The following is a 13,670-nucleotide window of genomic DNA, read 5'->3' as shown; positions in this document are numbered from 1 at the left end:
GCGGAGACAGGGCGTCACCGTCGCCTGACTCGTTCCGGGTAGCCTGGCCCTCGTGCGAAAAGCGGATGGTTTGTTCAAGCTCATCGGCCTCTGCCTGCTCGCCGGGGTGCTCGTCGCCGGCATGCTCTTCCCGGTCGTGGGGGCGGCCGGTGTCATGTCCAACCAAGCGAGCGAGACGGTGGAGAAGACGTCGTCCGATCTCGCCGACATCCCGCCGCCGCTGGTGACGACGGTCACCGACAGCACCGGCAAGCCGATCGCGACCCTGTACGACCAGTACCGGCTGCCGATCACGCCGGACCAGATCAACGAAGCCACGAAGTGGGCGCTCGTCTCGGTCGAGGACAAGCGGTTCTACGACCACCACGGCGTCGACTGGCAGGGCACGCTGCGCGCGGCCGTCAGCAACAGCACCGGCGCGGACACCCAGGGCGCCTCGACGCTGACCCAGCAGTACGTCAAGAACTACCTGATCAACGTCGTCTACCGGACCGACCCGGTCGGCCAGAAGAAGGCCCAGGAGCAGTCGATCGCCCGCAAGCTCAAGGAAGCGCGGATCGCGATCCAGCTCGAGACGAAGCTGAGCAAGCAGCAGATCCTCGCCGGCTACCTCAACATCGTCGAGTTCTCCCGGCAGATCTACGGCATCGGCGCCGCCGCGCACGCGTACTTCAACACCACGCCGGAGAAGCTGACCGTGCCGCAGGCCGCGCTGCTGGCCGGCCTGGTGAACAACCCGATCAACAACGACCCGTGGAAGCACGCGGACAAGGCGACCGCGCGCCGCAACCTGGTGCTCGACCGGATGGTGGAGAACAAGAAGCTGGCGAAGGCCGACGCCGACCGCTTCAAGGGCGAGCCGCTGGGCGTGGTGCCGGACTTCCCGGCGAAGCCGCCGGCCAACTGCATCGGCGCCGGCCCGGAGTCCGGGTTCTTCTGCCAGTACGTCGAGGACTACCTGCTCAAGTCCGGGATGACGAAGGACCAGCTCTACACCGGCGGCTACACGATCAAGAGCACGCTGGACGAGCGCGCCAACCACGAGGCGAAGGTCTCGGCGGAGGCGCAGGTCGACAAGACCCAGAAGTACGTCGCGAACACGCTGTCGCTGATCAGACCGGGGAAGAACCGGCACGAGGTGGTCGCGCTGGCCGCGAACCGGGACTACGGCCAGGACCCGGACGCCGGCCAGACGACGTACGCGCTGCCCGCGGGCGTCTACAACACCGGCGGCGCGGGGTCGACGTACAAGATCTTCACCTCGGCCGCGGCACTCGAGAAGGGCGTGGCGGGTATCTACTCGCCGGTGCAGGTGCCGGACTCGTACACCTCACACGTCTTCCAAGGTGGCGCGAAGACCTGCCCGAAGACCGGTCCGCCCGCCAACTCGAACTGGTACTGCGTCGGAAACGCGGGCGACTACAGCCGGATCGCCGAGGGTGCGACCCTCCAGACCGCGCTGGCGACTTCGCCGAACACGGCGTTCGTGGAGCTGGAGGACCGGCTCGGCAGCACCGCACCCGGGATCGACATGGCCAAGCGGCTCGGTATGCGCGACACGATGGCGAGCAACATCGGTGGCGGCCCGGTCGACCCCAAGTCCACCGACGACAAGAAGAGCCAGACCCAGGCCGAGTACTACGGCCCGAAGCCGGGTTGGCCGGGCTTCGGTGCGTTCACCCTGGGCTTCAGCCCGCTCAGCGGCCTGGAACTCGGCAACGTCGCCGCGACGATCCTCTCCGGCGGCGTCTGGTGCCCGCCGACCCCGATCGCTGGGGTGAGCGACCGCAACGGCCAGCCGGTGCCGGTCAAGGAAGCGCCGTGTGAGCAGGCGGTACCGGAAGGTCTGGCGAACACCCTCGCCGTCGGCATGAGCAAGGACGACCAGCCCGGCGGTACGTCGGCGGCCGCGGCGAGCGCGGTCGGCTGGAACCGGCCGATCATCGGCAAGACGGGCACGACCCAGGGCAACGTCTCGGCGACGTTCGTCGGCGGCACCCCGCAGCTGGCGGGAGCGGCGATGACGTTCAAGTTCGGCGGCGGCCAGGGCGGTATTTGCGACGCGGGTCCGGGCAACGTCCGGGTCTGCGGCACCGGAAACATCTTCGGTGGCAAGGCCCCGGCGCGGACGTGGTTCGGCGCGATGAAGAACATCATGGACGCGAGCCAGCCAGTGATGCAGCTACCGCCACCGGATCCGCAGTACATGGGCGGCGGGGCCCGTTAGCCCCGAAATCGAGCGGGCCACGGCACGAATCGCCATGGCCCGCTCGGTTGCTCCTGATCAGCAGTGCGCGATCTGCGGCGCGGGATCGTGCCCGGTGGACAGCCAATAACCCGTCACCCAGCCGTAGGTGAAGACCGGTACGGCGTTCTCGTCGTGCTGGTAGAGACCGTAGTACCAGACGTTGTCGCCGTTGATCGTCTCCCCGGTCGTCCAGCAGTCGAGCCCGAAGGGATAGCCGTTGGGAATAGTGACGATGTAGCCGCTCTGCGAAGTCGCGCGGGCCCGCAGGTTGACTGACGTGAGCGTGTTCGCGCACGCGGTATAGGCGCTTAACATCCAAGAAGGACACGACGTCACGCTTTGCACCGAATTGTTCGAGGCCATCGCGACCCCGCCGGTGCCGACCAGTACGACAACTGCCGTCGTCACCACTCCGAGAATTTGCTTGAGCTTGCGCATGATCCAACTCCTCGTTTCAGATAGCCGAGCCGGTCGGCAGCTTGATTTGCAACGCGGGTCGTGCCGGTGTCCAGCCAACTTCGACGTCGGCTGAGCGCGCTCGTTGACGTTCCTCAACTCCAGCGCACACCATGCGCCGCCTGGAAGCCGCACGGGCAACGCTTTCAGTCAAGCTTCCGGCGCCGCAGAATTTGGCAACCGGAGGCTCGGCCGGTTGACGAAACCGGCCGAGCCTCAACGGATTCATGAACTCGGACAACTGGGCAAACGACTGTACGGAACCGAAGCACCGTATGGCGGCACGGCGAAGGCGTAGCAGATGTGTTCCGGCTCCTGCGGATTCAGCTGGACAGTCACGGTGATCCCGGCTTCACCCCGCCCGATCCGCAACGCCGTCGCACCGGCGGCCAGCACCGCACGGCGAATCGGGTCGTCGGTGGCTCGTTCGGCTTCGGTCAGCCCGCCGAGCCGCCCCGCGATCTTCGCGGGCCCGGAACCGTCCCCGGGCACCACCGGGAGATGGTCCTGCACGCTCTGCTCCGAACGATCCGAAACTCCGGCGAAGAGGTACAGGAATCCGACCACCCCGCCCACGACGACCGCGAAACCCAGCCAGAGAGCCGCGACCAGCAGCGGTTTCATCGGCCGTCGAGGCGTGGTCACCGGATCAGCCCGGGTAGTGGATCTCGGCAAACCGCTTCTCCATCAGGTGAGCATAGCCCGTCGTACCGTCCGAATTAGGGTGGAACATCTCGCGGCTCAGACAGGCTCCGGCGGCCGCGATGCAGGCCTGTGAGGGCTTGTCACCGACATGGAAGTCGCCCTCCCCGTTGGGGCCCACGACGATCTTGTTGATCCACTCGGGGTCGTCGCACCCGCTGTGTCCGACAAAATCGTTGATCGGATCAGCCGAGTCGATCGCGATGCCCTCGCCTCGCAGCTGGTTGACGACCTCGGCTTCCTTGTCCCGGACGTAGCCGGTCAACTCCGCGATCGCGTGGGCCTCGGTCAGGTCGAAGTACAGAGAACCGGCACACTTGACCGTACGGCTGAGCGGTTCCGGGTACGCCACCAGCACGATGCGCGCGTTCGGAGCTTCGGTGTGGATCGCACGGATGGTGTCGGCGATCCGCGTCTTCGTCCGATCGAAGATCGTCTTGTACTTCGGCAGGTAATCGCTGTCATCGGCGCAGTCGCCGAGGCCGGCGCAGTCCGTGAGGGCGCTCGTGAACGCGCCTTCGTCGTTACCGCCGATGGACAAGGTCACCAGGGTTGTCTCCGGTGTGAGAACACCGGACTTGACCTGGTTGATCTCGTGGAACTGCCCCTCACCCGTCTCGTACTTCTCCGGCTGTTGCCAGGATGTCGGCACCGTCCCCGATCCGTTCCACCTCCCGGAGACGTTCCACGTCCAAGCCCCGGAACAAGCGACGAACCCGAGTTCGTTGTTCGTGTTCCACTGGTCCGCGAGCGTGCCCAGCGCGCCGCCCGAGCCGGGGATCACCATCTTGCGTGGCCAGGCGTTGGCGCTGCGGCGGCAGGCGTTCCACTCCGCGTTGCCGTGGTTGGCGTCGCTCTCCTTCGCGTAGTTGCCGGCGCCTTCCCCAGACGAGTAGGAGTCACCCAGCGCCGCGACGATGTTCACCGGCTTACCGGGCAACGGCTGGAACGCGATCGCGTCCCAGGCAACGTCCAGGTCGCCGGTGCCGTCCTCGGTCTGCGAGCTCATCGTGACGCTCGGCCGCCCGGCGAACGGGTACACCCCGACTGACACCCAGCCGTTGCGCTGGATCTGCTGGTTGACGTACCGGTGCCGGCTCTGCCCGTCGCCGAGGTTGATGTCGTAGCGCGCCTGCTGCGTCTGCGCGCCGACGTCCGGCAGGTGGACCATCAGTCTGGCCCACGCGTTCAGCGGGTTCGTAAGTGACCAGGTTCCGGTCGCCTTCACCCTGCCGCCCTCGACGTCGAACCTACGAGTGTGGCTGAAGTAGAAGTGGCCGCCGAATCCGCCGCCGAACTGGTGGGTGTCGACCTTCCCCGGGTAGTGCCCGGTGCCGTCGTCGGAATAGCTGAGCTGGAAGGTGCCCGCGTTGGTCCAGGTCTGGGCGCAGTTGTTCCGCACCGGGGGTGCACCGTTGGCGTCGTCGATGATCAGCGCGTTCGACGGCAGGCCGGCCGTGCTGCAGTTCGGCGGGTAGCTGTCGGCGTCTTCCTGGTAGGCGTAGCCGGGATCGAACCGCAGCACCTCGAAACCGCACGACGAGTTGCAGTCCGCCTTCCACGAGTTGGACTGGTGGTACCAGCACTTGAGGTCGAACTTCGTGCCCGTCTTGTGCGCACACGGGCCGGCCGGCTCGCCGACGACGTTGTTCGGGTCATCCGGGCCGGTACCGGCGTAGTCCGGCAGGTTCTTCTCACCCGGATGACAGTCGTTGCTGGCGTCGCAGAACTGGTTCACCGGCGGCTTGACCGAGGCCCGCAGACTGTCGTTGAGCCACCACGAGGGCCGGAACCCGGCGATCATCGTGCCCGGTGTTTCGATCAGGTTGGGTGGGTGCCCGGCCCAGCCCAGCACCTTCTCCGGGTACGGCCAGTCCTGCGGGTGTGCCGCGTCGGCGTAGGTGGTCTCGAGAAACGGCTGCCTACTGGCGGGGAAGCGCGGGTTCGCGGGGTTATTGCCCCAGCCGAGGCCCCACGGCGCGGAACCCGACGCGGGGTGGAAGCCGGAGTTGTAGGCCCAGATGGCGAAGAACCAGTTCTCGAGGTGGGATACGTCCCCGTTGTTGACGATCAGGTTCGCGGCGCGGACCTCATTCCATTTGTTCGAGAGGATCTGGGCGCCCGCCGCGATGTTGGCGGCGAAGTCCAGCGCCACGGCACGCTGCGTCTGATACGGCCATGCGGTGTCCTCCGGCCCCTTCTCCCGGCCGGCCAGTCGCATGTGGTCGGTCACCTGGGTGACGCCGTACCCGCAGTCGGCCTTCGCCCAGTCGATCGTCCAGTCGTCGGTCTCGGTGCCGTTGTAGTAGTTGATCCCGTAGTAGTTGCCGATCAGAGGATTGCCCGTGGTCCCCGGTACCGAGGACCGCGCGGCCTGCCACATGTTCGACTCCTGCGCCGTGATGCCCAGCATGACCTGCGCGGGCACGAACCCACCACCGGCCAGGTCGACCTTCGGGAACAGGCCTTGAGGCGTGTAGGCCGGCATGCCGAGGTTTTTCCAATTCGCCGGTCGCTGGACGGTCAGGGCGCCGTGGAGTGCCTGGTCGACGGCCCATTCGACCTGCCTCGGCTTCGGCTGCATCGCCTGGTTCCGCGGGTCGTTGCGGGGCACGCTGCAGTAACGGTCGTCCAGATCGGACGGATCGGTGGGGCTGCCGTTGGTGGTCGCCCGAGCCGGCACCCCGGCACCGGGGCTGCTCTCCCGACCGGCCGCGGGCGCGGCGTCCGTTTCGGCCGCAAGGGTGATCTGCTTGTGGTTCGTCAGCACCGTGGCGGTGATGTTCACAGCTTGGGCGGCCTCGGGGTCGGCCGGCGCCACCCGCGGATCAGGCACCCCCTGCCGGGCGACGTCGGTTACCGCCAGCCTGCCTTCGGTGGATACGGTCGCGTCCTTGGTGACGTCGAGCAGCGAGACGGCGGCGGGCAGCGTCGCCCCGGTCGTCTTCTTCTCGCCGGTCACGTAGACGCGGCCGCCGCGACCCGAAGTCACGCCCAGCGCGGTCCGCCGTCCGGTGGCGAGCGTCTGCGTGCGCACCGAACCGTCACCGCCGATCACGGCTCGCCGCGCCTTGACGTTCTCCGTCCCGTCGTGGTCGAGGTAGACGACCCCGCCGTCGGCGTCGGCCGCCAGCGCGTAGGGCACGCCGGAGGCCGGCGCGACCCGTTGCAGGACACCCTGGTCAGTGACGCGGACGAGAGCGTCGGTAGTCGCGCCGATCAGGCCGTGCACGGTGGGCACCGCCGAAGTCAGCTGTCCGGCGACGTCGACCGGCGCGGCAATCTTGCCGGAGGCCGCGTCCAAGCGCAGCAGCCTCGTCTTCCCGAGGTCTTCGTCGCCGGCCTGGGTGAGAACGGCCGTATCGCCGACCCCGCACGACGGGTTGAAATAGGCGAGGCTGGTCCGGATCGGCAGCTTCCGTACCGAGCCGGTGTCGAGGTCGACCACGGCGGTGAAGGCGCCGCGGTCGAAGAGTTCGGTCTTGTTGGTGAACGTGCGCGGCGCGTAGGCGACGACCGCGCGGTGGGCCGACCCGGTCACGCAGATGTTGCCGATCCACATGTCGGTGTCGAAGCCCGGCTCGGCGAGTGTGGCGACCGTCCGCCACTCGTACGCCTTGGCTTCGTCGGCGACCAGGAGGTGGAAGCCGTCAGCGTCACCGCTGGTCGTCCAGGCCCGGTCGGTGGAACGTTCCCAGCCGGCGGCAAGCGTGCCTGCCCGCTCGCTGGGTGCAACGCTGCGAGCGGCGACCTTCGATGGGGCCACGACCTTGGTGTCGACGTCCGGGCCAGGCGTGTTCGGCGCGGCCGAGACCGGCCCGGCGGCGGCACCGGTGACCGACAGCGCGACCGCGAGCGCGGCCGTCCATCTGAGTCGTGGCGAACGTGGGCGACTGAGTTTCACTGATCCCCCTATGCCGAGATACACCAACCAGGAGGGAGCGCGACCGAATGGCATCCGTTGGAATAATCAGCCGCAAGAATCGAGCACGGAAAACTGCGCCCGAAGGCCGGTTTCGAATGCCGTAAATGGCTACCGAAGAACATCGACAGTCCGTGATCCCCTCCTCGGTGGTATTAAGCCAGTTCATTGATCAACGTTCAATAGACCGTCAGAGTGAGCAGCAGCGTACGGACCAGCAGTGATACTCCGATCGGCTCGCGCGGCCATTGCTCAGCTCTGCGGCATCTCCGAGAGGACCTCGGTGTTCCACCACTGGTAGAGCTTGTCGAGCTCGTCGTTGTTCGTCACCTTGGTGGACAACAGGATGCCCGCGACCAGGGTGTTCTTCTCCGTCCACACCAGCTGGGCCGGGTCGCCGAGGAAGCAGGTGAGGAACTCTCCGGGGACCGGGTTCCGGACCTCCGCGCGGTAGTACGTCCCCCAGATCTTCGGGTACTTGTCCGGCCGGCACGCGCCTTGGGCGTCGTTGCGGGTGAGGCCCTGGGTCTTCACGATGTCCTGGAAGAACGCGTCCATCGCCGCCGCGTCCGGGAAGCGCAGGAACCTCGCCCCGGTCGGCTGCTGGAACACCACGTTGCCGATCTTGACGTCGCCGACGTTCGAGTCCGTGCACTCGGCCGCCGCGGCCGTTCCGGGTGGCGCCGCGGCCGGCACGCACGTGTATTGCTTGTAGACGGCGGGAAGCGCGTCGAAGAGCTTCTGGTCGGGTGCGGGCTTCGATTCCGAAGTGGACGGTGCGGTCTCGGGAGTCGACTCCGGCGTCGAGGGCGGCGGTGTCGAGTAGACGGTCGTCGGCGTGCGCGGGCCCGGTCCGGCCGTCTGCGCGTTGTCCTTGGTGACCACGTAGGTGATCACCAGCGCGACCACGACGACGCCGGCCAGCGCGGCGCACAACGCGATCCACCGGTTCCGCTGGGACTTCGCCGGGCCGGTCGCGGCCGGGGCGACCTTGCCCGACGGGCCGGTGAACCGCACGGGCTGCGGGCCGGTCGGCGGGCCGGGGTACGGCCCGGTCATCGGCGCCTGCTGGGGGCTCATCGCGGGCTGGCCGGGCGGGGTCGGCGGGCCCGGGTACGGCCCGGTCGGGGTCGCTCGCGGGACACCCCCTGACGGCGGGCCGGTGAACGTCGGCGGCGGCGCGGCCAGCGTGGGCCGCGGCGGGGTCTGGGGCGGCGGGGCCACCGGGCCCGGCAGGGTCTTTTGCCACGTCGGGATCGCCGGCGCCGGCGCCGTCACGGCCGCGCGTACGGCTTCGGCGAACGCGCTCGCCGTCGGGTAGCGGTCGGCCGGGTTCTTCGCCATCCCGTGCGCCACCACGGCGTCCAGCGCGGGCGGCAGGCCCGGCCGCACCTGCGACGGTGCCGGCGGCGGCGCGGTCAGGTGCGCGCCCATCTGCGCGGCCGCGCCCTCGCCCAGGAACGGGCGGCGGCCGGTGACGCACTCGAAGAACACGCACGCGAGCGCGTAGACGTCGACCAGGCCGGTGATCGGGGCCTCGCCGAAGCGTTCCGGCGCCATGTAGTCGAGCGTGCCGATCACGTTGCCGGTGCCGGTGATCGACGTCCCCTCCGCCGTCATGGACCGCGCGATGCCGAAGTCCACGAGGTACACGAAGTCGGCGCTCGTGACGAGCACGTTGGACGGCTTGACGTCCCGGTGCACCAGGCCGTCCTCGTGGGCGGCGTCGAGCGCGCCCGCGACCTGCTCGACGATCCCGGCGGCCCGGGCCGGTTCGAGCGGCCCGGCTTCCAGCAGCTCCTTGAGGTCCTTGCCTTCGACCAGGCGCATGTCGAGGTAGAGGCGGCCGTCGATCTCACCGTAGGCGTGGATCGGGATCACGTGCGGCTCCCGCAGCCGCGCCACGATCTGCGACTCGCGGCGGAACCGCGCGCGGAAGGCCTCGTCCGCGACGAACGGGTCGGACAACAGCTTCAGCGCGACCACGCGGTCGTGCGCGGTGTCGTAGGCCCGGTGGACCTCGCCCATTCCCCCTCGGCCGAGCAGGCCTTCGATCTTGTACGGCCCGAACTGCTCCATCGTTCTCCCCAACCCCCCGGTTGGTCACCCTCTCTACGGGCCGACGCAAATGCTAAGGGTCAGGTTCCCCGTAACGGCGGCGAAGTCATCCAACTGTTGAGCACGTATCCTGGACCTCGTGAGCACGCTCAGTAACACAAGCACGTCGGGGGCGACCGCGAAGCGCCTCGCCGCGGGGACGGTGGCGCTAGGCGTCGCGACCCTCGGTTACGCCGTCGGCATCGAACGGCGCCACTGGACCCTGCGCACCGCCGAGCTCCCGGTGCTCGCGCCGGGCTCGCGGCCGTTCACCGTCCTGCACGTCTCGGACCTGCACATGCTGCCGGGCCACCGCAGCAAGCAGCGCTGGGTCGCCGCGCTCGACGAACTGAACCCGGACCTCGTCGTCAACACCGGCGACAACCTCTCGCACTCCACGGCCGTCCCGTCCGTGCTGCGCGCGCTGGGCCCGCTGCTCGACCGGCCGGGCCTGTTCGTCTTCGGCAGCAACGACTACTACGCGCCCAAGCCGAAGAACCCGGCCCGGTACCTGATGCCGCGGGGCAAGAAGAAGCGCATCCACGGCGTCCAGCTGCCCTGGCGCGACCTGCGCGCGGCGTTCGTCGAGCACGGCTGGACCGACTTGACCCACGTCCGCCGCACCATCGACGTCGGCGGGCAGGCGGTGTTCGCGGCCGGCGTCGACGACCCGCACCTGCGCCGCGACCGCTACCCCGACATCGCGGGCCCGGCCGACAGCGGCGCGGCCGTCCGCATCGGCGTGACGCACTCGCCGGAGCCGCGGGTCCTCGACACGTTCGCCACGGACGGTTACGACCTCGTGCTGGCGGGCCACACCCACGGCGGCCAGCTGCGACTCCCGGGGTACGGCGCCATCGTCACCAACTGTGACCTGGATCGCAGCCGCGCGCGGGGCGCTTCGCGGTGGGGCGCGCACATGTGGCTGCACGTCTCGGCCGGGCTGGGGACGTCGCCGTGGGCGCCGGCCCGGTTCGCCTGCCCGCCGGAGGCCAGCCTGTTGACGCTGGTCCCGCGGGGTTCGGAGCCCGCGAAACCGCGAAAGCTGGCCCCGCGGAAAGCCCGAAACACCGTCCGCTAGACTTCTCCACGACCCGTTAAGCAGTACCTCGGGGTGTGGCGCAGCTTGGTAGCGTGCCTCGTTCGGGTCGAGGAGGTCGTGGGTTCGAATCCCGCCACCCCGACGAGAGCGCCGAGAGGGCCGGTGTGTTGGCGGAAAACGCCAACCGCGCTGGCCCTCTCGGTGTTTTTTTGGGGTCGAACCCCAAACCCCGCCGGGCGGCTTCGCCCCCGGACCCCCGGCGCGTCCCGGTTATCGCGTCGCCGTCACTTCGACCCAGCATTGGCTGAAGTCGCCGTCGCCGCCGCGGGTCCACATCCACGCCGAGCGGGCCGCGCTGGCCAGCTGGTCGCGGTCGCGGCCGTTCCCCTTGAGCGCCGCTTCCAGCCGGGCCTCCACGTACTTGGCCAGGTCGCGGTAACTCATGTCCGAGCGGTAGCGGGCTCTCGACACGACCTCCGTGAAGCCCGCCGCCGCGCACTGCTCGGCGATCACCCGGCCCGCGAACGGGTTGCCGCCCGCCTGGCGGCGCAGCAGGTAGTGCCCCCGCAGCGCCGCGTCGACGTTGGCCGTCTTCGGGCGCAGGCGTGCCTTGCTCCAGTCCGAAGTGGACAGCGCCAGCCTGCCGCCGGGGCGCAGCACCCGGCGCAGTTCCGCCAGTGCGTCCATCGGAGCCGTCAGGTGTTCGAACAGCGCGTGGGAGAACGCCACGTCCACGCTGCCCGAAGCGAACGGCAGGTCGTAGGCCGACGCCACCAGGTAGTCCACTGTGGACCTTCCGGCGCGCCGGGCGGCCGCGCGGGCGAGCTCGACCTGGCCGGCGTCGCGATCCAGCCCCGCGACGCGGGACTCCGGCGCCAGGCCCAGGGTGATCGAGCCGGGGCCGCAGCCGAGGTCGACCACCCACGTGCCCGGGGCGAACAGGGGCTGGGCGAACGCCGCGCGTTCGGCAGCCGTGCGCGCGGACATCATCGAAACCGCGTCTCGCCCGTAGCCCGGCGCGTAACCCTCCAGCACCCCGCACACAGTACGGCCAGAAGGTGGCAGGATCGAGGGGTGAGCACGCAGTCAGCGAACCAATATCCGCCCGCGGTGGTCCCGGACCGGCTGTTCGACGACGCCGAAGCCGAGAACCGCTGGCGCGCCCGCTTCCACGCGCCGCGCATCTCCACGCCCGACTGGGCCCGCGACGCGCCGGACGCCAACATCTACGTCTCCAATTCCAGTGGCGTCTGGGAGGTCTACGCCTGGAACCGCGCGACGGGCGAGCACCGCCGCGTCACCGACCGGCCCAACGGCACCATGCACGCGACGCCGTCCCCGGACGGCGAGTGGATCTGGTGGTTCGACGACACCGACGGCGACGAGTTCGGCTCGTGGGTGCGGGAGCCGTTCGCCGCGACCGAGGGCAGCAAGCCGGAGAAGGGCGTCCCGGACGTCCACGACGGCTACCCGGCCGGGCTCGAGATCGGCGCGAAGCTCGTCGCGGTCGGCGTCTCGACCGACGACGGCAGCGAGCTGTTCGCCCGCGTCGACGGCGAGACGCACCGCTTCTACAGCCACGCGGACGACGCCGGCATCGCGTCGCTGTCCCGCGACGAGAGCCTCATCGCGATCTCGCACTCCGAGCACGGCGATTCGCGGCACCCCGCGCTGCGGGTGCTGGCGACCGACGGCTTCGGCACGGTCGCCGAGAAGTGGGACGGCGAGGGCAAGGGCCTGTCCGCGCTGGAGTTCTCGCCGCTGCCCGGCGACCAGCGGCTGCTCGTCCTGCACGAACGGCGGGGCCGCGAGGAGCTGCTCGTCTGGGACGTCCGCGAGGACACCGAGACCGAACTCGAGCTGGACCTGCCCGGCGAGGTCGTCGCGGGCTGGTACCCGGACGCGCGTGCGCTGCTGGTCGTCCACTTCCACGAGGGCCGCAGTTCCTTGTACCGCTACGACCTCGACACGTCCGAATTGTCCTCTGTGGACACGCCGGCCGGCCGGATCGGCGGGGCGGGCGTCCGCCCGGACGGCACGGTCGAGTACTCGTGGTCGAGCGCCGCCGAGCCCGCCGCGGTACGGTCACGCAGCACCGACGGCACCGACGCGGTGCTGCTCGAACCGCCGGGCGAGCGCGCCCCCGGTTCGGAGCCGGTGACCGACGCGTTCGTCGAAGGCGTCGGCGGGCGGATCCACGCGCTGGTCTCGCGGCCTTCGGACGCGCCCGAGGGCCCGCTGCCCACGGTGTTCTCCCTGCACGGCGGCCCGCACGCGGCGGACGAGGACCGCTTCTCCGCCTACCGCGCGACCTGGCTCGACGCCGGGTTCGCCGTGGTCGAGGTCAACTACCGGGGCTCGACGGGCTACGGCTCGGCCTGGCGCGACGCCATCGAAGGCCGGCCGGGGCTGACCGAGCTGGAAGACGTCGCTTCGGTGCACGACTGGGCGGTCCAAAGTGGACTCAGCGACCCGGCGAAGTGCGTCGTCAACGGCGCTTCCTGGGGCGGCTACCTGTCCCTGCTCGCGCTCGGCACGCAGCCGTCGCGGTGGGCGGCGGGCGTCGCCGGGGTGCCGGTGGCGGACTACGTCGCCGCGTACGAGGACGAGATGGAGCAGCTGCGCTCGTTCGACCGCGCGCTCTTCGGCGGCTCGCCGGAGGACGTGCCCGCGGTGTACCGGGAGTGCTCGCCGCTCACGTACGTCGACGCCGTGACGGCGCCGGTGCTCGTGCTGGCCGGCGACAACGACCCGCGCTGCCCGATCCGCCAGATCGAGAACTACCTGGACCGGCTGGCCGGCCGCGACCTGCTCCACGAGTTCTACCGCTACGACGCGGGCCACGGCTCGCTGGTGATCGCGGAGACGATCAAGCAGACGTCGATCGAGGTCCACTTCGCCCAGCGCGCCCTCGGCCTGCGCTGACCCACCCGCCACTTTCGTACTGAAAGTGACGCCTCAGGCGGAGCTTTCAGTACGAAAGTGGCACTTTCACGTGAAAGTGCGCGCGTCAGCGTTCGGAGTGCAGGACGCCGCCGGTGGCCCAGTGGTCCGCGCCGATCTCCACGAGCGTCACCTGGACGCCTTCGGGCTTGCCGCCGCAGGTGCGGACGAAGGCGTCGGTCAGCTCGCGGACCAGTGCGCTCTTCTGGGCGGGGGTGCGGCCGGGGAACATGGCAACGCTGATCATGGGCATGGCGGGA

General features: G+C 69.5%; 9 protein-coding genes and 1 tRNA gene. 4 read left to right on the top strand and 6 right to left on the bottom strand.

Going from position 1 to position 13,670, the window contains the following annotated elements; all coding sequences use genetic code 11:
• The first annotated feature begins 52 nt into the window (after window positions 1-52).
• Window positions 53-2,227 (top strand): transglycosylase domain-containing protein, encoded by a 2,175-nt coding sequence (locus SD460_RS09025; protein WP_290052913.1) that lies wholly within the window; start codon window positions 53-55, stop codon window positions 2,225-2,227.
• A 57-nt stretch (window positions 2,228-2,284) separates the two neighbouring features.
• Here SD460_RS09025 and SD460_RS09020 read toward each other — a convergent pair whose 3' ends face one another.
• The 4 genes from SD460_RS09020 to SD460_RS09005 form a co-directional block, all read right to left on the bottom strand.
• Window positions 2,285-2,686, bottom strand: a complete 402-nt coding sequence (locus tag SD460_RS09020) for a hypothetical protein (RefSeq protein ID WP_290052912.1) — start codon at window positions 2,684-2,686, stop codon at window positions 2,285-2,287.
• 243 nt (window positions 2,687-2,929) lie between these two features.
• The gene (locus SD460_RS09015; protein ID WP_290052910.1) at window positions 2,930-3,328 is read right to left on the bottom strand and encodes a hypothetical protein; all 399 of its coding nucleotides are present in this window, start codon (window positions 3,326-3,328) and stop codon (window positions 2,930-2,932) included.
• 25 nt (window positions 3,329-3,353) lie between these two features.
• Entirely contained in the window at window positions 3,354-7,310 is a 3,957-nt protein-coding gene (locus SD460_RS09010) for a golvesin C-terminal-like domain-containing protein (protein ID WP_290052907.1), read from the bottom strand.
• 270 nt (window positions 7,311-7,580) lie between these two features.
• Window positions 7,581-9,407 (bottom strand): serine/threonine-protein kinase, encoded by a 1,827-nt coding sequence (locus tag SD460_RS09005; RefSeq protein WP_318306056.1) that lies wholly within the window; start codon window positions 9,405-9,407, stop codon window positions 7,581-7,583.
• Window positions 9,408-9,525: 118 nt separating this feature from the next.
• Here SD460_RS09005 and SD460_RS09000 point away from each other — a divergent pair, with 118 nt between their 5' ends.
• Both SD460_RS09000 and SD460_RS08995 read left to right on the top strand, forming a co-directional pair.
• On the top strand, window positions 9,526-10,506 hold the full coding sequence (locus SD460_RS09000) for a metallophosphoesterase (protein WP_318306055.1): 981 nt from the start codon (window positions 9,526-9,528) through the stop codon (window positions 10,504-10,506).
• Window positions 10,507-10,535: 29 nt separating this feature from the next.
• Window positions 10,536-10,609 (top strand) — tRNA-Pro (locus tag SD460_RS08995).
• 128 nt (window positions 10,610-10,737) lie between these two features.
• Here SD460_RS08995 and SD460_RS08990 read toward each other — a convergent pair.
• A complete protein-coding gene (locus SD460_RS08990; protein WP_290052902.1) occupies window positions 10,738-11,502 on the bottom strand; it encodes a methyltransferase domain-containing protein in 765 nt (254 codons plus the stop codon).
• Between the two features lie 39 nt (window positions 11,503-11,541).
• Between SD460_RS08990 and SD460_RS08985 the strand changes: the two genes are divergently transcribed.
• The gene (locus SD460_RS08985; RefSeq protein WP_290052900.1) at window positions 11,542-13,392 is read left to right on the top strand and encodes a prolyl oligopeptidase family serine peptidase; all 1,851 of its coding nucleotides are present in this window, start codon (window positions 11,542-11,544) and stop codon (window positions 13,390-13,392) included.
• Between the two features lie 85 nt (window positions 13,393-13,477).
• Here SD460_RS08985 and SD460_RS08980 read toward each other — a convergent pair whose 3' ends face one another.
• On the bottom strand, window positions 13,478-13,663 hold the full coding sequence (locus SD460_RS08980; protein ID WP_086859558.1) for a tautomerase family protein: 186 nt from the start codon (window positions 13,661-13,663) through the stop codon (window positions 13,478-13,480).
• Window positions 13,664-13,670: the final 7 nt, after the last annotated feature.

It is taken from the genome of Amycolatopsis solani, from assembly GCF_033441515.1.
Lineage (GTDB): Bacteria > Actinomycetota > Actinomycetes > Mycobacteriales > Pseudonocardiaceae > Amycolatopsis > Amycolatopsis solani.
This window is presented reverse-complemented; position numbering and strand designations above follow the sequence as displayed.

Bases quoted from the DNA above. Each gene is read 5' to 3' on its own strand.
- SD460_RS09020 (WP_290052912.1), bottom strand. From the start codon at position 2,686: ATGCGCAAGCTCAAGCAAATTCTCGGAGTGGTGACGACGGCAGTTGTC.
- SD460_RS09015 (WP_290052910.1), bottom strand. From the start codon at position 3,328: ATGAAACCGCTGCTGGTCGCGGCTCTCTGGCTGGGTTTCGCGGTCGTC.
- SD460_RS09005 (WP_318306056.1), bottom strand. From the start codon at position 9,407: ATGGAGCAGTTCGGGCCGTACAAGATCGAAGGCCTGCTCGGCCGAGGG.
- SD460_RS08980 (WP_086859558.1), bottom strand. From the start codon at position 13,663: ATGCCCATGATCAGCGTTGCCATGTTCCCCGGCCGCACCCCCGCCCAG.